Raw genomic sequence first — 20,698 nt, 5'->3', positions numbered from 1 at the left:
TATAATTTATTAACATAATTATAAAAAAAACAAAGAAAATTGCAAGTAATTTAGTTAAAAATTTTAGAACTAATTATGATTCCAAAAATTTTTCTGCATCAAGTGCAGCCATGCACCCTGTACCTGCTGCAACTACTGCCTGGCGATATACCTTATCTTGAACATCACCAGCAGCAAACACCCCTGCCCTACTGGTTAGAGTTGTTCCAGGTTTCGTAATTATATAACCTTGCTGATCCATTTCAACAAAGCCCTTAAAAATACCTGTATTTGGTGCATGCCCAATTGCAATGAACACTCCATCTACTTTCAATTCCTGGGTTTTATTGATGTCTGTCGATTTAATTGTAATGCCAGTAACTTTTTTAGGATTTTCTTCTCCAAGAATCTGCTCTACGGTATGATTCCATATTACCTTTATCTTATCATTTTTAAAGAGCCTGTCTTGCATTACTTTCTCTGCTCTTAACTTATCACGCCTGTGTATCAGTATAACTTCCTTAGCAAATCGAGTTAAAAATATTGCTTCTTCAACAGCAGTATTTCCACCACCAACCACAGCTACAACTTTATTTCTAAAAAATGCACCATCACAAGTTGCGCATGCCGAAACTCCGTAACCTTGAAATTTCTTTTCACTCTCCAGGCCAAGCCATTTTGCTTGTGCACCAGATGCAATTATAATTGCATTTGAATAGTAGTCACTAGCATTACCACAAGATCTAAATCCATATTCACCAGAACCTTCAAGTTGTTCTACACTTTTTATCTCATCGTCTATTATTCTTGCTCCCGCCTTCTCTGCATGCAACCTCTTTTGTTCCATGAGTTCTGGACCTTGTATAGAAATAAAACCTGGATAGTTTTCAACATCCGTAGTAATTGTAAGCTGACCACCAGGTTGCATTCCTGTTACTACAATTGGCTCTAAATTTGCACGTGCTGCATATATAGCAGCAGCATAACCCGCTGCTCCAGATCCAATAATAAGAACTTTTGTACTCAATTTATAATTCTGCACTGTGTGAGTTTAGATAATCAGCCACTCCTTCATCGCTTGCCTGCATTGCTGGCTTACCTTTTTTCCACCCTGCTGGACATACTTCACCATGCTCTTCATTATGTTTTATTGCATCAATAATTCTAATAAACTCATCGATATTACGCCCTAAAGGAAAATCATTTATCGATTGGTGACGTACAACAAACTTATCATCAATAACAAAAGTTGCTCTTAGTGCAATTGAGTCATCATATAAGACCCCATAGTCTCTTGATATAGACTTTTTGATATCAGACACTAAATTGTAGCTAACCTCTCCAATACCACCATCATTAACTGGAGTGTTTCGCCATTTATAGTGTGAAAATTTTGAATCTATACTTATTCCTATCACTTCAACATTACGTTTTGAAAAATCTTCTATTTTGTTGCTAAATGATATCAACTCAGTTGGACAGACAAAAGTAAAATCAAGTGGATAGAAAAAAAGGACAGCATACTTATCCTTTATATGTTTACTTAAACAGAAATCATCAACTATTTTTCCACTAGCAAGAACAGCCGAAGCAGTAAAATCGATAGCGGATTTTGTTACAAGATTCATAACTAACCTATTCATTCTTAATATTTATAATTTTATACCTTGATACATTTACATGCAAGTTTTCTTTAGCCCCAATCCTATAAAAACGGTTCTGTTGCATCTATAAACCATAGGAAAGAAGATCATTAAAGGTGGGATTATAGGAGTTATTAACATAGCAAAATTCTCAAAAGTAGAAACATTATTTAATAATTTGTCTTTTTTGAATCATACGAATATTTTCTATGCCTGTGATGGTAATCTTTGCGGAATGGAAGCTTTTAAACCCAAGCATTGCTTTATTAGTTTTTTGATAAATCTATCAACAATATTATTTAGATATTTTATTTGAAGAACTGTAATCTTCAGAAATTTCTGCATTCAAATCATCAAGAGCAGCAGTATTACTGCCGCTTTTATCAATTACAATTTTCTCAGGAAGATAGTTACTCCTGAAGGCTTTACGAAAGAATGCAAGTGCTGCAGACTTGTCTCTACTAACACACAAGTCTACAGTATATAAATAAACCCATTTACCGTTTAATTTAATGTAAGTCTCTCCAACTACTACCAACCTGCTTCTTTCTTTTCCTTACTGCCTCATCTATCAGTGGTGATAACCCACCTTTGTAACGTAGCATTTTGCTCCCCTTATACTCATCATTTCTTCCAAATCTCGATAGCTCAAAGAGAATCGACATTTCATGTATACAGATAACATCCGCTGAAAAGCTAAATCCTTTGAAATATGGCAACAATTTTTGATTGATACGAAACATCTTTGCTTTTTTTTTAGACAATTATATCATTCTTCTTTCTACTTCCCTACAAATGCGACAGAACCTTTTCATGATACTGTTTATAATCCTCAAGACTCTTTGATATTTTGCCTTTTAACTCTTCTTGCGAATCTTTGCTTTTTAACGTTTCTTGCAAATTTTTGTCTTTTAACAACTCGTTAGCGTGAGATTTTTCAATTTTTTGCTTCCATTCATCATACGTATATTTACCACGTTGTGTATCTTGACACTCGCCTCCTACATTAAATAGTTCTTCATTACAGATTGTATTACCCTGATAAAAGTAATCGCTTATATTGATTTTATTATTGCCAGTTATGATTTGTTCAATTGCTTCTTTGTTGTTTACAATTTCTTCTCTGTACCTAGAAATGCAATTTGATAATTCTTTTTTGCAATCTGTAGTCATAAGCTGTTTCCTTTAATAAAATAATTAATACTTTATTACTAATCTGAGGTATACTAAGGTAGTGATAAGAAGTCCAGCATCTACAAAGTTTGTTTAAACTATTTTCAAAACGAATAAAATGTAATTTTAGGTAAATAAAATGAATTACGATGTAATCATTTCAGGTAGTGGGCTAATTGGTCTTATTACTGCTATTGGCCTGAGTAATGACTCTGTATCTGTAGCCGTAATTGAGAAAAATAGTTTACCACGTGCAGTTGATGATAATCGAGCATTTGCCATTTCTCAAGGGTCAAAAAAAATACTAGAAAAATTAGGGATTTGGCAGTTCTTAGAAGATGAAGCTGAACCAATACTTGATATATGCATATTAGATGGAGATAGCCCATTTACTGTTCATTATGACCATAAAATGGTTGGTGAAGAGCCAATGGGTTATGTAATCAAGAGCGCTATTATATGGAATGCAATTAATAATAATTTTTTGCATAAACTCAATATATATTCTCCACGTTTCTATAAAACAATCGCTTGTGACGAAGGATACGTGGAAGTTACTCTTGATAATGATCAAAAATTGATATCATCGCTATTTATCTGCGCTGAAGGTAAAAACTCTAAGCTGCCAGAGTTGTTTTCTATAACAATAATAAAATTTGATTATAAACAAAATAGCATGGTATTTAATGTAAAACATGAACTACATCACCAAAACTTAGCTGTAGAGCGGTTTTTTCCTGGTGGTCCATTTGCAATTTTGCCAATGAAAGGTGGCTATACTTCTTCAATAGTTTGGACAGAAAAATGCGAAATTTCAAAAATGCTGATGAGCTTATCTGAAGAGGAGTTTATCATAGAACTCAAAAAAAGATTTGGTTCTTATTTGGGAGAAATTGAATTAGAGGGTGAAAGAAAATCTTACCCTTTGAGTTTTACTTTTGCGAGAAAGCTTCATAAAAGCAGAATTTTGCTGATTGGCGATGCAGCACATTCAATCCACCCGGTTGCAGGTCAAGGACTTAACCTTGGAATGAGAGATGTAGAGAGTGTTATTAGACAAATAACTGCTGCAAAATCCTCTGGCATTGATGTTGGCAGTAATTATCTATTGAAGAAAATTTCACGTGATAGATACTTTGATAATTTTACTATGGCACTTGCAACTGATGGACTAAATAGAATATTTTCCAACAGAATACTTTGCGTTAAAGTTCTGAGCAATCTTGGTTTAATGGTAGTTGAAAATTCAGATTTTCTTAAAAAAAGCTTCGTTCGACATGCTATGGGGTTTATATAAATCATTAGATTTCTTTCATCATAATCAGGTGTCATTAGAGTAGTTGACACTGGAGCCCAAATTCCATAATGTCATGCCAGTGCCCAGACACTGGCATCCAGAAAAATTTATAAGCAAATTTGAGCTTATGCTAAATTTGATGAAATGAAAAACTGAATTCCAGCGTCACGCACTGGAATGACAAGAAAAAGGGTACTGGCATGACATTAAATGATTTTCCTTATTTTAGCATTAAACGCGATGAAGAAAATCATTTATAATCGCTATAGCAACTAGTGTTGAAACCTGACGTACCTTTTGGCTTGACAAACGAGAGTTTTTATCTGATTTGACAACAAGGGCTTCTAGATGACTTTGAAAGTAAATATTACCATGCTTATCTTCGATAGCTTCTATTACCCCGTCATTGGCAAATGCTGCAATTTTATATCCAAGTAGCTCTAGCCTTCTTCTATTCTCTGTAGTATTACTTACTGTACCTGAATGAGCATTCGGAAAATAAGTTGAAAACCAGCCATTTTGATTAGGTAGTAAAAATCTAGCTACCACTTTTTCCAAACGACTACCTGGAACAATTTTTATCTGCTGAAGAGATATATTCTCTTTTTGTGGATAGGATGATGATTTTAAATGATTCTTCTCATCATTAACAACATTTGTTATTTCAATTTCTTTTGCATGCATAATGTCTTGTAAACCACCGCATATGGCAAGCAAATGAATTGTAGGATTGTCATCTACTGTTTTTACAATTGCTTCATTCACAAGCTGGCGGTAAGGGTTAAGAGCTGAATGAAAGTTATCTGAAATAAATATTCTGTTTATCTTTTGCTCTTTGATAAATTTTGCAACTTCAACTTTTATTCGATCTAGTATCAGCTTTTTTGCCAATATTTCATCTTGTTTTGCGAACTCTTCTTGGATTTCTTTTAGATTAATTATTTTGTCGTAGTCAATGAATACAGTTTTAACCCCAAAATTATTGAATATCTCATAGATATTTTGAGATTCATCTGTTTGCAATAAACCAACAATTATATTATAATTTACTGCATTTTCCACTGTCAAAGCAGATAATTCTTTGTTTACTTTTTCACTATAAGCGATATTACTTAATAGTAGAAATGTAATTAATAGTATATTAAATATTCTATTGTAACATTTATACATTATTTCCTAAATAATTATATTAATATTATAATATATTATAGAACATTAAGAAAAAGAATGTGGCCTGAGCAGGAATCGAACCAGCGACACAAGGATTTTCAGTCCTTTGCTCTACCAACTGAGCTATCAGGCCAACTACGTACTTTCATTTTTAGATAAAAAACGTTATCATGTCCATCAAAAGTTTTTGAAGTATAGAAACAAAGAATGAACATTAGTAACAAAATAGGAATTTATCCTGGTACATTTGACCCCATAACTTTTGGGCACCTTGACATAATAAAAAGAGCATGTAAGCTAGTCGATAAGTTGATAATTGGTGTTGCAGAGAATGTTAATAAACATACTAATTTTGACATAAGACTGCGCACAAGCATGGCTAAAAATGAAGTGAAAGGAGCAGGAATTGATGCAGATATTATATCCTTTAATGGGTTGCTAGTGAAGTTTGCCAAAGAGCAAAATGCTTCTGTTATTATTAGAGGACTGAGAGCAGTATCGGATTTTGATTACGAGTTTCAAATGAGTTGGGTAAATTATAAGCTCTTTCCTGAAATCGAAACTATATTTCTTCCTGCATCTGAGGATACTCAATTTATCTCATCAAGTTTTGTAAAGGAAATAGCGAGATTAGGAGGAGATGTTAGCAACTTTGTGTCAAAAAGTGTCCAAAGTGAATTGATTAATCTAAATAGGGTAGAAAATGGAGAATAAGTATTTGTTGTCTTTTTTATTTCTAAACGAGTATGTTAGATGTGTAAAATATTGTAAGCTAAAGGAGAGACATGTTAAAAGTGAGGGATAATAATGTAATAGTTTGCTGCCGTGGTGATGAGAATGATGATGGTTCTGGTCATCCAATAGTATACTTACACAAAGAAGGAGAAATGTATTGTCCTTATTGTAATAAGTCAATGGATGAAATAGTGAGTGCCGAAGAATTTCAATCTGTTGAGGTGAAAGTAATAAGCAAGAAGGAAAGAACCAAAGGTTAATAGTACTTCATTTTTTTAGCTTATGTAAATAGCAATGAGAGGGGCAGTAAAAATGAAACTATCCATACGGTCGAGTACTCCTCCATGGCCTGGTATAATACCTCCACTATCTTTAACATTGTAAACTCTTTTGATGAGTGACTCAGTGAAATCTCCAAGTTGGGCTAGAATAGCAACTATCAAACCAATTATTGGAGAATAAAAAATTGGAAATAAACTCAAAAATATTGAGCCAAAAATTGCACACACTATTCCAGCTAAGACTGCACCAAAAAGTCCTAACCAAGTTTTCCCAGGGCTAATGATTGGACAAATTCTAGTTTTACCAAAATTTTTGCCGAAAAAATAGGCAGCAATATCGATGCTCCAAATAGTTAAGATAAGCCATACTAATGCATATTTTCCCTGTGGTAGATTATATAGGCATATTAGCGAGGCATTTGGTAGTGCGATTAATAGTAATGCGAAAATGTATAAGATTCTATTGCCCTGAGTTAGATTATACCATTCAAAAGAAGATAAAACTGCAATTGAAAAAATTAGTAGATAAAATGATAAATCACTGAAATATGTAGCAAAAGAAAATATGAGTAATATTACTATTGAGGACAATATTCTAACCATAAAGTTATTATCTACCATATTTTTTTTCTCTTTTTGTATAATCTTCTAGTGCTTTGGTCAAATCTTGACAAGAAAAATCGGGCCACAAAGTATCACAAAAATACAATTCAGCATAAGCTGCTTGCCATAATAAAAAATTGCTTAACCTTTTTTCGCCACCAGTGCGAATTAATAAATCCAATTTTGGCAAATCTTTAGTATACAGAAATTTTTCAAATTCCTCTTCCAATACGCAATCAATATTTCCTTTTATGACGTTGTTGATAGCATGTATAATTTCCTGCTTTGCTCCATAACTAACTGCAACAGTGAGTAATAGACCATCGTTCTTATGTGTCACTTCTTCTGCTTTTTTGATTTGATCGAATATTTTACTGGGCAATAGACTTAAATTGCCAATAAAATTTAACTTAATGTTACAATTGTAAATGAATTTCATTTTATCTTCATTAGTTAAAGTGGAGTAAAATAAATTAAATAGGTAGTCTGTTTCGTTTTCAGATCTGAGCCAATTTTCCATGGAAAATGCATACAAAGTTAAGTAAGGTATGGCCAGGACTGTGCAATGCTTAGCAATATCAAATGCAACCTCACTGCCTTTTCTATAGCCATCAATTTTTACCCTTCCTTGATTGTTTGCCCACCTACCATTACCATCCATAATAATTGCTAGATGTTTTGGCAGAGATTCTAGATTCAACATTTGAATTCAACCTGTTCTAATTAGCTTAATGTCTATATCTCTGTATGAAACGTTCACTATATCCACCTAAAACTATATTATTACTGAAAAATCATTGATAGTCTATATTACAAAAATTTTCTCAACCTCGGTGTCAGCTGCCAGTGATTTTACCAAGAAAATATAGTAAAAATAGTCTGATATAGATGGTTTTACGATATAGTGAAATTATTATAAACAAATGAATTTAGTGGTGTTAGGAATACCTGGCTCTTTTATGTGGATTTATATTCTCAATAACCTGCTCTAAAGATAAATTATATAATTTTGACACAGGTTCTTCGCATTCAGTATATCTTTTAAATGTAGGGAGTGGTATAAGTGACTCTATATTTATGTCCAGCTCTTGGGGAACATATTTAATTATATCTTCGTAAATACGTTCCTTGTTGTTCAAGTAATCGATATTAATATCTGTAATTTTACCAGCTTTACGCAGGAGTATAGCAAGCCTCAAAGTCGACTTTACGCTAGGTTTAAAATTTTTAAATATATTGACAAATACCTTACCAGTAACATTATCTGTTATTGCTTTTAGCTCTTTAGTGGTAACAGAATTGATGCCCTTAACAACATCTTGATCTTCTAGTACTTTTATAATATCTTGAGAACTAAACTTATTAAATATGAGTTCTAATTTCTCAGGAGCAATTGAATTGATGCAATCAACAATTTTTTGATCTTTTAGTGTTTTTATAATATTTTCAAAACTAAAATTCCCATTATTAAACATGAGTTCTAATTTCTTAAGAGCAATCGAATCGATGCAATCAACAATTTTCTGATTTTCTAGTAATTCTATTGTATCTACACAGTTAAGCTTATCACTATAAAATATGAGTCGAAATTTTTCAATGTTAAAAGAAATGATATTCTCAACAACCTCCTGATTTTTTAGTAGTATTATAATATCGCTAAGAAGAAACTTATCATTACAAAGTATGAATTGAAGTTTTTCATAATCAATAAAATTGATGTGCTTAACAAGCTCTTGATTTTCTAGCAACCTTATAACCTTGTGACTGCTACTAGCATACTTGCTACTATTAAACTTATCACTATTATGAATGAGTTCAAATTTTTCATAATCAATAAAATAGAGGTATTCAACAACTCTTTGATTTCCTAATAACTCTATAATATTTTCACCACTAAACTTATCACTCTTGAGTATAAGTTGAAGCTTTTTATCATCAAGAGAGTTAATTCGATCAATAGAACTCGAATCTTTTAGTAATTCTGTAACATTTTGCTCACTAAGCTTACCATCACTCTCAACTATCATCCATTGAATAAAACGGATATTCCTAATAGCATTTTGATTTTCTAGTGGTATTCCCACATCTGCATCGTTGCAAAACTGAACATCATCAACATGTTTTTCATTAATTCCTTTATTTCCTAGTGCTTCTTTAGCGAAGTTATTCGGATCATTTTTTTCATCTTCCTCGTAATCATAATATCCATAATCTTCTTCATTCTCCTCACTATCACTACTTTCGAATTCATTGTTGATATTGCAAACCTTCCCACCTTTTAGTATTTCTAGAATATTGTGCTCCGCAGGTGCATTATTTAGCATGGACCTAAACATTTCATCATCATAATCGTTGATGTGATTAACAATGCTCTCATCTAATAGTAATTCTTCAATACCTTTGTGACTAAACTTATTATGATACTTGCATAAGATTTTAAGCTTACTGTAATCCATTGAATTGATGCCATCAACAACTCTTTGATTTGATAGTAATTCTCTGTTATAAGTCTTACATATCAGTTGAAGTTTTTCATTATATAAGTCTTCTGCATTGCCTGCCTTATCAAAATCCATAATCTTATTTCAATTTACTTAGTATTTTAATTTTGCATGTATTAGGAGGAAATAATCAAGCATTATGATAAAAGGCCTAATGAATTTATTAGTTTATTTATGTTTCTTTTCATGTATAAATTTATAGAAAGTTTTATGTAGAAGTTATTTTATGAGCAAAATTATAGAAATCAGAGCGCCAAAAACTCTTGGTGGTGAATCAGTTACGGAAGGTATAGTAAAAATAAAGAAAAATATCGGCGAAGCAGTAAAAGTAGATGACTTGATCTTTGAAATTGAAACTGATAAAACGGCGCTAGAACTAACTGCAGAAGCTTCAGGACAAATAACTGAATTTTTTGTGAAAGAAGATGATGTAATTAGCCCTGATCAATTACTGGCAAAACTTGCTGTAGGAGAAGTAAAAGAAGAAGTGAAAAAAGAAGATAAAGGCGAAAGCCCTGATAAAAAAGATGCCCCTTCAGCTCGTAAAATTATGGAAGAAAATGCAATTAGTGCAGAAAATGTAAAAGGAACTGGCATGGGAGGCAGAATAACTAAAGCGGATGTGATAGACCATATTAGTAAAGCTGAACAACCTCCGGTAAAACAATATGAATCGCCAAAAAGTGTAGTAAGTGGAGAGAGAAGAGAAGAGCGAGTGAAAATGAGCAAAATAAGGCAAGTAATAGCTGCTCGTTTGAAAGCATCGCAAAATACTGCTGCAATACTGACCACGTTCAATGAAATTGACATGAAAAACGTCATGGATCTGAGGGCAAAGTATAAAGAAACTTTTGAAAAGAAATATGGAATAAAACTGGGTTTCATGTCGTTTTTTATAAAGGCAGCAGTGCAAGCACTAAAAGAAATTCGTGAGATTAACGCTGAGATTTCAGGTGATGAAATTGTATATAAAAATTACTATGACATAGGTGTTGCTGTTGGCACTGACAAAGGTCTTGTTGTACCAGTTATTCGTGATGCTGATCAAATGTCATTTGCTGAAATTGAACTAACTTTAGTTGCCCTTGGCAAAAAAGCACGAGAAGGTAAGCTGCAAGTATCGGAAATGGAAGGTGCAACATTTACTATCTCAAACGGTGGTGTGTATGGTTCACTTCTTTCTACTCCGATAATAAACCCTCCGCAATCTGGAATACTTGGCATGCACTCAATACAAAATAGACCAGTTGCTCTGAGTAACTCAATTGAAATCAGACCTATGATGTACATTGCCCTCTCTTACGATCACAGAATAGTTGATGGCAAAGGAGCAGTTACTTTCCTTGTGAAAATCAAAAATTACATAGAAGATCCAAATAGATTGGTTTTGGAAATTTAAGCAGGTTAAAAGCGACAAGTAAGTTTTTCTGAAGTTTTCAAGATGGGTGGCTTTGTTGAATGGCAAGGAATGAGGAGGAGTAATGAAAGGAATTTACGAGGCAAATTTGAAAATAGGCATACCTATATCAGTAAAGTTATTAATCAAATAGCATTTTAAAAGCACCTCTTGAGAGCGATTTACCTCAGATTTATTCTTAAAACTAAATCCAAATGTTTTTTTGAGCCTCAGGAAAAAACTCTCGATACGTGAACGTATTTCATACCTTGTCTTCTTTTTCCAGTGGGTTAAATTGTAAGTTTTCCTTATACTAATGTTGTTGTTTCTTTCTGATAGATAATCTATATTGCTGCAGATTTTTTCTTGGCTTTATGATGGGTTTCAAATTGTATTGATTGCACAACTTATATAAATTATCTGTATCATAAGCTCCATCTGCACGCAGAGACTTAATCTTATAGATATCACCCATTTCCTTTAGTATTTTAGATGCTATCATGTGAAAGAAAATTAGTATATCGAATTGCTATTGCCTTTTTGCTGTTTTCGTCCAAAGCAACATGTAGCTTTCTTATTTGATCTGTACCATTATACTTCCTTATCTTGGCGTTATCTTTGTTATGTTAAGTACTGTTACTATAAATATGGATTACAGTACTATCTATAGCAATTTCAATATTCTCTATGTCATTTTTATCTGTTCTGTGGTCACATAATTTCAAATTAAGTTTGACGAGAAGCTTGTGAATACTTGGAGATTCTTCACTATACTTTGTAAATATCCTTTTATAAATCCAACTGCTTGCCTTAAGCCTATTCTAAATAGATTAACAACTATATGTACTGCAATAACAACCTTATCGCTATAAATCTCCAGGAATTTTTTCTGAACTTTCGTACCAGTTTTCTATAGCTTCATCGATAAAATGAAAGACATTTCCTCTTTTTTCTAAAAATTGATTATACTCTTTATGATTACTGAATTTCATCTTCTGTGGCATATACTCTACAAAATGTTCATTTCTTAATAGAGTAACCACTTTCTTTAGATTTTCTCCCTTTTTTTCTCCCATCTCTACTCGCTATGCAACAAAGCCAGCTCTGCTCTATTATAACTACTACCAATGCTGAATATTGCTTCTTGAAGAACTTTAATTCCAATAAGAGAAAAGGCCTTTATTTTTATGTCTTCTGTTCCACTTTTTCCTATATCCATTATTTTATTAGCAAACTCAGCCCATTTACCTGGCTTTCCTATTTGATTTTCTAGTCTCTCATAGTACTCTGATAAAGAGCGTTCATAAATAAAAACAAAATCTTCAACAAACTTTCTGAGCTTTTCATGCACTTCCTTTTCTTGCGCAGAAAGTCTTTCTGCTTGATTAGAAGATTCTGTTAAATGTTCTTCTAAAGTTTCAATAATCTTTTCCTTATTGGATTGCTTAGCAATATCGAGTGGAGTTTTACCTTGATTATTTTTAATGTTTTGGTCTATACCAGACACATTCTTATATCCCTTTCAATCTTATTTATTTTATTAATAATTATACCAGGCTGTCCAGAGTAACAACTTTTAACTTCTTCTTCCTTTTTCTTCCATTCTTCAACTTTACTACTCTCACCTAATTTATCGTAAAGTTTTATAATTTTTGCAATGCTTTGTAGTGCTGTATCTAAAGATTTCAGATCAGAAGCTATATTAAAAATGAATTCGTATTCTTTCAACATTTCCTTCCTATATTTTACATCATTCTCTGAATTGAATAGTTGAGCATAAAGCTCGGCTTTCTGTTTATGTAGTTTAAGCTTATCCATTTTTTGATATTCTTTTAAGTCCAGAATCTTCTTTTTAAGACTCTCTAATAGAAAATTAATCTCTTTTATTTCATCTCTATCCAACTTTTCTTTCACTCCTTGCATAAAAACCTCCTCATTAATCAAAATATTGTACCATGGCACCAACAACTTCATTAAAATTTGTATGTTATTGAAGCGCTAGGGTATAGTTAACATAAAATTTTGAATATTCAATAACTTTTTTAGATTATGAATTTTTATTTATCAAGAAAAGTATAAAGCAACAAAAGTGAATATAACAAAGAGTTTATATCAAAGAAAGTAAAAGTTAAACTATAGTAAATCTCCAGACATTCAATAAAGTCTGTGATAAATGAAGATTTAAGAAGTTTAAAAGAGGTTGCAAAAATTTACTACAGCTACTGTAAGTGTATCCATCTTCAAATAAATTAACAATACTGAAAGCCAGATATGTGCTTGAGTCCTAGCTTTTGAATTTAACATCGAACCCCTATAACTCTACTAAATAACTCAAGCACACCAAAATTCTATACCAAAAACACAACGACTTCCCTAACTAACGCTAGCGAAACAAGTAGCAACAAAGTACGATACTAAATTTACTGTCGCAAATTTTGTGATGCACCCTGATTTTTTGCTAACGGTTCACTCAGCTTAGTATCAGGTACTTCACTAATATCACTAAGCTCACCTGAAAAACTTGGTAGTTCTGGTGAATTTACAGCCGAACATTGCGGAGTAGAAGATTGCATAGGTTGAGCACGGAGAAAACTATCATTGCCAAAGGACATCATTGATTCATGCTGAATATCTGCCCATTTTTGATGCAAATTCCTCATGTCTAATATTTCTTTAACCTTTGCTGCATCATACTCTAAAAAAACGCTCCTTTTTGAAGAATATTCCGCAACAAGACAAAGTGCTGCCTTGTCTACATTTGATTTATTCAAATAACAGGAATCATCACTTTCATTCAGATAACTTTCTAACATACGAATGTAAGACATTATTTCTTTTTGTGATTTGCAATAAACCCCTTTCTGTAGAGGCAATGTTCCAAGCATAAACTTCGCTCCTTTATGCCCAAGCTCATTAGCACGATTAAGTAATTTTATAGCCACTTTGTCCTGAGAATTGCCACCAATCTTACCCTGAATTATCATAGATCCATGAGCATATAATCCCTCAGGAAAATCATCCTTAGACAAAACTGCAAATGCATCATTTACTGCAGACCTATTGATGTTCTTTTCTGATATCATTTCGTGAACAAATTCATACAGTGAATATTTGAACATCTTTTTCACATCTTCCGTTTTATTTTTCATGCCTAAGCCCACACTACCTTGAACATCCCAACTACCTCTCTTAATAGCTTGTAAGATAGATTCTTCCAGATTGCAATCACCACCAAAGCCTTGACCAACATTAATAACATTAGCTAAGTCTTTTTGCCATGGTCCTTTTATAAATTGACTGCAATTACCTATATTAAATGCCTTCATTATTCCAAGTAAAAAGCTACTAGCAGGATTCATTGTATCCATACAAAATTCTAAAAGTTCGACAGCTTCTTTAATATCATCTTTACCTTTTTCCATCACCTCATCATTTTCTTCCTTGTTATTTTGAACATCGCACTTTTTCATTAACTCTTTAAAAAGTGATAATGCACGTGCATAACATGCCGGCTCAACAGCCTGTTCTGCTAGCTCAAGTAGTAAAATTTGAGCTGCTGAGGTATCATCCTTAATTAATTTATTTATTGCATCCTCATACTTATGAAAGTAATCATTATTGATAAACAATTCATTGAATTCTTGCTCATCACCCTCAGAAGACCTACTGCTATTTCCACTTTCATTAAGGTTCCACTGCAAGGAACTAATTCCATATGCGCTATGATAAGACAACGGATCATAACTAAGCACAAAATCATCAAGCGTTTTCTTCATGTACATCATCCGATTAGCTTTGAATAAGTCTTTGAATTTTGGAGGATCAAGAAAAGTTTGTTTGCTAACCTTTTGTAACGTTACATTTTCTCTTTCTTTCCTTCTATCACGGGCAGACTGAAGATCCACTCTTGGCATAACTAACCTCCGACTAACTGTTTCATCTTGATAACAAAAATTATCAATGTCAGTATAACTATCACCTTTATTCTGTCCATAATTTTTTTGCATAGCACCTTCGTTATTTTTCTCTGTTAGTTTTGAACTAGATGCAAGATGGCTCTTTTGTGATTTTAATGTAGGTACAGATTTTCTTATACCTGATTGCTCTTGAGTTTCTCTTGATTCAGTAGAAGGATGAGGTAAAGATTTTGATCCTCTTGTTTGTAAAGCAGATGCATTTTTTGGTCTATCATCAGCAAGTGATTGTTGACTTGATGAACTAACGCTTTTCTCTGAGGTATCGCTTAAACTCTTATCAATGCTTTTAACTGATACACTTCCCGCTACATTGGTTGTATTTTTTCGTAGTAATAAAAAATCTTTTTCAACACCAAAAAACTGTAAAACATCAATCACATCCTCATGAACTTCCTCACCCCTTAGCAATTCTTCCATGGGCTCCTTACAGATAGCAGCACAAACTGCCTTTAACTTATCTAAATTCTCATTCACAACTTTTACTAATACTTCTCTAAAGAACCAGTTATTATTGATATGAGAAGCTGAGTTGAGCACATTGATTAATTCAAATACTGTGTCCTTTACATTTGAATTTAATTGATCTATTTTCTCTTTTTTTCTACTACTATCCTGCTTTGAGATTTTTATTGTAAATGACCTGCCTTCTAATACTTGATCTCGATAATTAAAAAACAAAGTTACTATTAAAGCACCTACTATAGTTAGTCTTAGTTTTATTCTCACATTCTTTTGCCCTACTTCTTTCTTTAGTATTTTCTTTAATTGATCTAATGTTTTGTGTGCAATGTTAGGTACATCTTCTATTATTTGAAGGATTAAATCTTGTTTCTTCATTCGATCGATATCAATCTCTATTCCTTGGTCTAATAAAAGTTGTACATCATCTTTGCAATCTTCTTTCCATGAACTTATTACATCTGCTATTGTTTTTTTTATTGTATCATAAGCTTGAACAAATTCCTCCTTTTCTTGAAATGTCTCCAATTTCATTGAGCGAATACAGTGATAAATATCACCACTTAACATTACTGATACTGCATCTTTGTAACCTAATTTAACTGCTTGCTTTAAAAGATCTTTTATATCTGAATCTTGATAATTAAACCTTCTCTTTAGATCTTCAATCTTACGTTTACTAAAATACTGTTCTCCATTATAGAGAATATGTGCATATCCATACGTTTTTTCTGCAAGACATAGTACTATTTCAGGAGAGCACCGATTGTCAATTACATATTGTAATAACTCAATTAGCCTTGAATAACCACTGAAGTTTCCTTTCCATGAATATTGTTTATTCAGACAAAAACTTACTTTATCTTTCTTCTCTTTTTCACAAATCATTTCCAATAATTTCACATTGCCCTTTTGACAGGCAAATTCTACAATTTCTTTTTTTTGCTCATTTTCTATTTTGCTATTAATAAGCTCAAAGCTTAGAAACATATCTTGTATATCTATATTAGCTGCAGTATTATCAGCAAGAATATTGATTCCTTCTTTTATCTTACTCACTACCTTAAGTATTGAATCCTTTTTTTCTTTGTCTGTAAGACCCCCCTTTTCTTCGAGGTCAAGTATAATCTTTCTTGTTAATCCACTAAAAGCTAGTTCATCACTACTACAATCCTCTTTTGCTTCTTTTTCAGAATAGACATTTATATCTTCCATAAATTGATCAGCAATACTAGCACAACTACTTGGAATTTCTGACTTTACAATTTGATTAGTTAATACTTCAACACCAAAAAACTGTAAAACATGAGTCACATTCTCATGAACTTCCTCATCCTTTAGCAGTTCTTCCATTGGCTCTTTACAGATAGCAGCACAAACTGCCTTTAACTTATCTAAATTCTCATTCACAACTTTTGCTAATACTTCTCTAAAGAACCAGGTATTATTGATATGAGAAGCTGAGTTGAACACATTTATTAATTCTAATACTGTGTCCTTTGTATTTGAATTTAATTGATCTATTTTCTCTTTTTTTCTACTACTATCCTGCTTTGAGATTTTTATTGTAAATGACCTGCCTTCTAATACTTGATCTCGATAATTAAAAAACAACGTTGCTATTACAGCACCTACTATAGTTGATCTTAGTTTTATTCTCACATTCTTTTGTCCTACTTCTTTCTTTAGTATTTTCTGTAATTGATCTAATTTTTTGTGTATAATTTTAGGTACATTTATTCCTCGATCTTCTATTTCAAGGATTAAATCTTGTTTCTTCATTTGATCTATATCAATCTCTATTCCTTGGCCTAATAAACGTCGTACATCATCTTTACAACTTTCTTTCCATGAACTTATTACATCTGCTATTATTTTTTTATTATATCATAAGCTTGAACAAATTCCTCCTTTTCTTGAAATGTCTCCAATTTCATTGAGCGAATACAGTGATAAATATCACCACTTAACATTACTGATACTGCATCTTTGTAACCTAATTTAACTGCTTGCTTTAAAAGATCTTTTATATCTGAATCTTGATAATTAAACTTTTTCTTTAGATCTGCAATCTTACGTTTACTAAAATACTGTTCTCCATTATAGAGAATATGTGCATATCCATACGTTTTTTCTGCAAGACATAGTACTATTTCAGGAGAGCACCGATTGTCAATTACATATTGTAATAACTCAATTAGCCTTGAATAACCACTGAAGTTTCCTTTCCATGAATATTGTTTATTCAGACCAAAACTTACTTTATCTTTCTTCTCTTTTTTACAAATCATTTCCAATAATTTCACATTGCCCTTTTGGCAGACAAATTTTACAAAACTCTTACGATCTGATTGTTCTATCATAGGACTAGCCACTTTAAATATTTCAAATATCCTTTGTGTATCAAATCTTATGTATTTATTTTTCTGCTCTTCATTTTCGTTTTCTGGATCATATTCTGTATTTTTAGCTAAACATACTTCGCATGCTAGTCTTATTAGTACTTCAGACTTGTTTTCGTTAACCAATTCTGGATGGTTTGTCATCCACTCCTTTGCAGTAACATCAAAACCTATTTTTTCTTGTAATAACTCATACCAATTTTTTCTTCCTGTAGAAGTTACAACCGATGTTTCATATCTATCAGAATCTTTGCTAGATTCACTACTAGTCCTTTTCGAGGATGATTGAGTCTTCTTGACAGTTTTAGATGATTCACCTACCTTGGAAGGGAGAGTATTTGGCATAGAATTACCTCAAATAAAAAATAATATTTACTGTAAAGAGTAATTTGAATATAATCTTGTATCTTGTCAACTTCTGAAATTGGTGAAAGCAAATTCAAATAATTTCCATGCTGGTATTATAGAAGTTAGAGGAGGAAAAGATATTTACTTTACTTACGTTGAGTTTTGTTCTCCCAAATTTGGGACAATAAAAAAATTATACTAAGCATAATTGTTGGAAAGGCAAAAAGAATCAAGCGTAGGATGCTTTTTAGATCTGTTCTTTTGCCATTTTTATTCATATATAATATTTTATGTGCTTAATGGTAGCTAGGGTTCTTTTAAAAGGTTTCTAGTAAGGAATTTACATGCTATCAAGTGGTAAAAACCTAAGGGTGCCGAACAATTCAGAAATAAATACAATAATCCCTTTTACTTGTTTTTCTTACTTTACTGCGCAGATAACATATTTAAGGAAAGTTTATGTAAAAACCTGAGCTTACCAAAAACTAAAAAATTGTAAAAATATTATGTTGAAATTAGTTTGACTTATATTATATATTGTACATAATACATTATCCGCTTTGGCTAGGGAATGGTATGGCTTCTACAAAGTTAAAAGAACATTTTTTAAAATTCAAGCAAAGGTTAGAAACAATAAAAGAAGGAGAGGAATTAAGTACTGAGCAAGAGTATTTTGAAACAGATGAACCATTTGATGATGAATATGAGTTAGTTAAATCAGAACATCTATCACAAGTTCTGTGTAATGATCCGTTAGAAATCCTGAGAAAGCGAGGGTACTTAGAAAGTGAGATAGATGAAATGTTGAAAGAAGTAGGTGAGGAAGTGGGTAAGGGTGATTCTTGGTATACTCAAACAACCATTCCAACATTTGAGAATAGAGCACCACCATCTTTAATGGATAGTAGAAGTTCACTACGTAAACAAGTGTGCGTTTGGTTTGTGGAAGATCATCATCTTACAGAAAGTGAAGAGGAGTTAAACAAAGAGCTGCTAAATATTTTAAAGTATCTAGACTGGTATGATGAAAGTGCTCTTTTTGATTATGATAATGGTAGTGTTGATCAGCTTGAAGAATTTTTAAAAAATAATAAAAGCAATCCTGCTCTAAAAGTTGTTCTTAACCTTAAAAGAGGAGAATCTGATGCAACAGTACTGAATGCGGTTTCAGGGGCTCATATATATGAAGTAGGTCGCAATCAGGAAGATCAAGCTGTAAGTTTGCTCTTGGCAGCAGGAGCAGATCCTAACGCAAAAAATATTGAAGGAGAGACGCCTTTGCACTATGCTGCTGCTAGTGGTAATAGTAAGGGTGTAATTTCACTACTTCGGAAAACAAATATATGTTGTAATAAACAAGAAAAAACTCCACAGCAGGTTGCAATCGATGGTGGTCATTACGATGTGGCATACCTCCTTTTAACTAAAGAACAAGAGGATTTGAGACAAGAATTACATAACATTTTGTTCAATCATCTAGATCTTTTTGCCTTAAATAAATTAAAAGAGCTTGTAAAAAAGTTTTTAGATGAACATAAGAGTAACCCAGACCTAAAAGTGGTATTAAGTATTCTAGGAGATTCATTTCTTAAATACGCTGATATTATTTGTTATAGTAATGCAGGTATCTCTGATGTTAATGAAGCTATTGGTGTAGAAATAAGAAACTTATTTTTGAAAGCAGGAGCATCATACGATGTTTCTCGTTCGACAGCAAAAGCAGAACATGATTTTGGTTTATTCTATAATTTAACGTTAAATCAACAGAGAGAATTAGATAAATATTTTAATATGGTATCTAAAGCTGAAGATATGGACAAACTAGAAAAAGTCATAGATGAGGCCATCAGATTTGGAGTGCAGCTAAATTTTAACAAAGACTTTTCTCCAGGAGACCCTATTGCATCTAATTGGTATAGTCTAGCAGATTGGACTCTAAAAAGAATTGGCGAGTTAAGTAAGTTGAAAAGAAATCCTGAAGTTGCTAGTGACATGGTGTGTAGCTTGGTATCAAGAGGAGCAATTTTCCGCAATAGAAATAGTATTGATGTAATTGACAAGCTGGAATTAGAATTTAAGCATCATAAAGATAATATCTTCGATGCTTATGCGAAGTACATCGATAATGCTCATAAATTTATTAAGGTTGCGAGAAGTGCCACCAATGGTAGGCTGAATGATGTAAGAATGGATAACGCTATTTTTTATTTGGAATATTCAGAGAACAGTACAATAAATGTTGCAAAAGTTACAGATGGAGCAAGAGATCTAGAGCTAAATCAGAAAGAAGCAGGATATAGCAGAAATATAATAAAGATCGGAAAAAGCGAAGTAGAGATTATAACAGAAAATGGTATAAGGAATTACGCTAACCTTGCAGATAATAGTGACATGGTATTAACCTTCTATACCAGCCAGGGAGAGTTAGAAGTGAGATTATTTCCTGATACGAAGAATAAAGATCTAATAATGGTCAAAGTGAACAATCAAGATCTATTTAAGCAATTATCAAATTGTAAAGAAGAATTAGGTAAGAATTGTTTACTTGGTAAATATTCGGTTTATAATGCGATTGAACAGGGGTATTTTGCAAGATCTTCTAGTACACCTAAGACCTGGGTAGAGAGGATACAAGAATCAAATCAACGTCAGGGGATATTAAATTCTTTATGAGCAAAAAGTGTAAGATCTTAGATTTACTATTTCAAAAGATCTTATTTTAGTAATATACAAT

18 protein-coding genes, 1 tRNA gene and 1 pseudogene are annotated in these 20,698 nt (G+C 32.3%); 5 read left to right on the top strand and 15 right to left on the bottom strand.

Annotated features, from left to right (window positions below; genetic code table 11):
- Nucleotides 1-73: 73 nt before the first annotated feature.
- The 4 genes and pseudogenes from trxB to ABWU56_RS03045 form a co-directional block, all read right to left on the bottom strand.
- Entirely contained in the window at nt 74-1,021 is a 948-nt protein-coding gene (gene trxB, locus ABWU56_RS03060; RefSeq protein WP_264375537.1) for a thioredoxin-disulfide reductase, read from the bottom strand.
- Nucleotides 1,008-1,607 (bottom strand): peroxiredoxin, encoded by a 600-nt coding sequence (locus ABWU56_RS03055; protein WP_010401485.1) that lies wholly within the window; start codon nt 1,605-1,607, stop codon nt 1,008-1,010. The genes trxB and ABWU56_RS03055 overlap by 14 nt, the downstream gene beginning before the upstream one ends.
- Nucleotides 1,608-1,748: 141 nt before the next feature.
- Nucleotides 1,749-2,365, bottom strand: a pseudogene (locus tag ABWU56_RS03050) (IS6 family transposase); the annotation flags it as partial.
- Nucleotides 2,366-2,411: 46 nt separating this feature from the next.
- Nucleotides 2,412-2,795, bottom strand: a complete 384-nt coding sequence (locus ABWU56_RS03045; RefSeq protein ID WP_353281838.1) for a hypothetical protein — start codon at nt 2,793-2,795, stop codon at nt 2,412-2,414.
- A 139-nt stretch (nt 2,796-2,934) separates the two neighbouring features.
- Here ABWU56_RS03045 and ubiH point away from each other — a divergent pair, with 139 nt between their 5' ends.
- Complete coding sequence (gene ubiH / locus ABWU56_RS03040) at nt 2,935-4,092, top strand: 2-octaprenyl-6-methoxyphenyl hydroxylase (protein WP_017531641.1); 1,158 nt, start codon at nt 2,935-2,937, stop codon at nt 4,090-4,092.
- Between the two features lie 231 nt (nt 4,093-4,323).
- On the opposite strand, the gene ABWU56_RS03035 is transcribed toward ubiH, so the two are convergent.
- Both ABWU56_RS03035 and ABWU56_RS03030 read right to left on the bottom strand, forming a co-directional pair.
- Nucleotides 4,324-5,262: a gamma-glutamyl-gamma-aminobutyrate hydrolase family protein gene (locus ABWU56_RS03035; protein WP_353281836.1), complete on the bottom strand. Its 939-nt coding sequence runs from the start codon at nt 5,260-5,262 to the stop codon at nt 4,324-4,326.
- A 60-nt stretch (nt 5,263-5,322) separates the two neighbouring features.
- Nucleotides 5,323-5,395, bottom strand: a tRNA-Phe gene (locus ABWU56_RS03030).
- 74 nt (nt 5,396-5,469) lie between these two features.
- On the opposite strand from ABWU56_RS03030, the gene coaD reads away from it, so the two are divergent.
- Together coaD and ABWU56_RS03020 are read left to right on the top strand one after the other, a co-directional pair.
- Entirely contained in the window at nt 5,470-5,976 is a 507-nt protein-coding gene (gene coaD / locus ABWU56_RS03025) for a pantetheine-phosphate adenylyltransferase (RefSeq protein WP_007302835.1), read from the top strand.
- A 71-nt stretch (nt 5,977-6,047) separates the two neighbouring features.
- A complete protein-coding gene (locus ABWU56_RS03020) occupies nt 6,048-6,257 on the top strand; it encodes a zinc-finger domain-containing protein (protein WP_007302836.1) in 210 nt (69 codons plus the stop codon).
- A 15-nt stretch (nt 6,258-6,272) separates the two neighbouring features.
- On the opposite strand, the gene ABWU56_RS03015 is transcribed toward ABWU56_RS03020, so the two are convergent.
- The 3 genes from ABWU56_RS03015 to ABWU56_RS03005 form a co-directional block, all read right to left on the bottom strand.
- On the bottom strand, nt 6,273-6,899 hold the full coding sequence (locus ABWU56_RS03015; RefSeq protein WP_264375531.1) for a phosphatidate cytidylyltransferase: 627 nt from the start codon (nt 6,897-6,899) through the stop codon (nt 6,273-6,275).
- Entirely contained in the window at nt 6,889-7,584 is a 696-nt protein-coding gene (uppS, locus tag ABWU56_RS03010) for a polyprenyl diphosphate synthase (RefSeq protein ID WP_063630495.1), read from the bottom strand. The genes ABWU56_RS03015 and uppS overlap by 11 nt, the downstream gene beginning before the upstream one ends.
- Nucleotides 7,585-7,819: 235 nt before the next feature.
- Complete coding sequence (locus ABWU56_RS03005) at nt 7,820-9,457, bottom strand: hypothetical protein (RefSeq protein WP_353281834.1); 1,638 nt, start codon at nt 9,455-9,457, stop codon at nt 7,820-7,822.
- Between the two features lie 151 nt (nt 9,458-9,608).
- Here ABWU56_RS03005 and odhB point away from each other — a divergent pair, with 151 nt between their 5' ends.
- A complete protein-coding gene (odhB, locus tag ABWU56_RS03000) occupies nt 9,609-10,781 on the top strand; it encodes a 2-oxoglutarate dehydrogenase complex dihydrolipoyllysine-residue succinyltransferase (RefSeq protein WP_353281833.1) in 1,173 nt (390 codons plus the stop codon).
- A gap of 310 nt (nt 10,782-11,091) precedes the next feature.
- Here the strand turns inward: odhB and ABWU56_RS02995 are convergent, their stop codons facing one another.
- The 6 genes from ABWU56_RS02995 to ABWU56_RS02970 all read right to left on the bottom strand — a co-directional run bounded on the left by ABWU56_RS02995 (nt 11,092) and on the right by ABWU56_RS02970 (nt 17,961).
- On the bottom strand, nt 11,092-11,280 hold the full coding sequence (locus tag ABWU56_RS02995) for a transposase (RefSeq protein ID WP_139686480.1): 189 nt from the start codon (nt 11,278-11,280) through the stop codon (nt 11,092-11,094).
- A gap of 364 nt (nt 11,281-11,644) precedes the next feature.
- Nucleotides 11,645-11,854 (bottom strand): hypothetical protein, encoded by a 210-nt coding sequence (locus tag ABWU56_RS02990; RefSeq protein WP_353281831.1) that lies wholly within the window; start codon nt 11,852-11,854, stop codon nt 11,645-11,647.
- Nucleotides 11,855-11,856: 2 nt separating this feature from the next.
- Entirely contained in the window at nt 11,857-12,285 is a 429-nt protein-coding gene (locus tag ABWU56_RS02985; protein ID WP_353281829.1) for a hypothetical protein, read from the bottom strand.
- Nucleotides 12,273-12,701: a hypothetical protein gene (locus tag ABWU56_RS02980; RefSeq protein WP_353281827.1), complete on the bottom strand. Its 429-nt coding sequence runs from the start codon at nt 12,699-12,701 to the stop codon at nt 12,273-12,275. The genes ABWU56_RS02985 and ABWU56_RS02980 overlap by 13 nt, the downstream gene beginning before the upstream one ends.
- Before the next feature lie 497 nt (nt 12,702-13,198).
- Nucleotides 13,199-16,996 (bottom strand): hypothetical protein, encoded by a 3,798-nt coding sequence (locus tag ABWU56_RS02975; RefSeq protein ID WP_353281825.1) that lies wholly within the window; start codon nt 16,994-16,996, stop codon nt 13,199-13,201.
- An 89-nt stretch (nt 16,997-17,085) separates the two neighbouring features.
- On the bottom strand, nt 17,086-17,961 hold the full coding sequence (locus ABWU56_RS02970; protein ID WP_353281823.1) for a hypothetical protein: 876 nt from the start codon (nt 17,959-17,961) through the stop codon (nt 17,086-17,088).
- A 579-nt stretch (nt 17,962-18,540) separates the two neighbouring features.
- On the opposite strand from ABWU56_RS02970, the gene ABWU56_RS02965 reads away from it, so the two are divergent.
- Nucleotides 18,541-20,637, top strand: a complete 2,097-nt coding sequence (locus ABWU56_RS02965) for an ankyrin repeat domain-containing protein (RefSeq protein WP_353281821.1) — start codon at nt 18,541-18,543, stop codon at nt 20,635-20,637.
- Nucleotides 20,638-20,698: the final 61 nt, after the last annotated feature.

Source organism: Wolbachia endosymbiont (group B) of Horisme vitalbata (genome assembly GCF_964028625.1).
Classification (GTDB): Bacteria; Pseudomonadota; Alphaproteobacteria; order Rickettsiales; family Anaplasmataceae; genus Wolbachia.
The sequence above is the reverse complement of the archived record's forward strand: the minus strand, read 5'-3'. Positions and strand labels throughout refer to the sequence as shown.

Coding starts and splice junctions, on each gene's coding strand:
- ABWU56_RS02965 (WP_353281821.1), top strand. CDS start 18,541: ATGGCTTCTACAAAGTTAAAAGAACATTTTTTAAAATTCAAGCAAAGG.
- ABWU56_RS03015 (WP_264375531.1), bottom strand. CDS start 6,899: ATGGTAGATAATAACTTTATGGTTAGAATATTGTCCTCAATAGTAATA.
- coaD (WP_007302835.1), top strand. CDS start 5,470: ATGAACATTAGTAACAAAATAGGAATTTATCCTGGTACATTTGACCCC.
- ABWU56_RS02980 (WP_353281827.1), bottom strand. CDS start 12,701: ATGCAAGGAGTGAAAGAAAAGTTGGATAGAGATGAAATAAAAGAGATT.
- ABWU56_RS03055 (WP_010401485.1), bottom strand. CDS start 1,607: ATGAATCTTGTAACAAAATCCGCTATCGATTTTACTGCTTCGGCTGTT.
- odhB (WP_353281833.1), top strand. CDS start 9,609: ATGAGCAAAATTATAGAAATCAGAGCGCCAAAAACTCTTGGTGGTGAA.
- ABWU56_RS03035 (WP_353281836.1), bottom strand. CDS start 5,262: ATGTATAAATGTTACAATAGAATATTTAATATACTATTAATTACATTT.
- ubiH (WP_017531641.1), top strand. CDS start 2,935: ATGAATTACGATGTAATCATTTCAGGTAGTGGGCTAATTGGTCTTATT.
- ABWU56_RS03005 (WP_353281834.1), bottom strand. CDS start 9,457: ATGGATTTTGATAAGGCAGGCAATGCAGAAGACTTATATAATGAAAAA.
- ABWU56_RS03020 (WP_007302836.1), top strand. CDS start 6,048: ATGTTAAAAGTGAGGGATAATAATGTAATAGTTTGCTGCCGTGGTGAT.
- ABWU56_RS02990 (WP_353281831.1), bottom strand. CDS start 11,854: ATGGGAGAAAAAAAGGGAGAAAATCTAAAGAAAGTGGTTACTCTATTA.
- ABWU56_RS02970 (WP_353281823.1), bottom strand. CDS start 17,961: ATGCCAAATACTCTCCCTTCCAAGGTAGGTGAATCATCTAAAACTGTC.
- ABWU56_RS02995 (WP_139686480.1), bottom strand. CDS start 11,280: ATGATAGCATCTAAAATACTAAAGGAAATGGGTGATATCTATAAGATT.
- ABWU56_RS02975 (WP_353281825.1), bottom strand. CDS start 16,996: ATGAAGAAACAAGATTTAATCCTTGAAATAGAAGATCGAGGAATAAAT.
- uppS (WP_063630495.1), bottom strand. CDS start 7,584: ATGTTGAATCTAGAATCTCTGCCAAAACATCTAGCAATTATTATGGAT.
- ABWU56_RS03045 (WP_353281838.1), bottom strand. CDS start 2,795: ATGACTACAGATTGCAAAAAAGAATTATCAAATTGCATTTCTAGGTAC.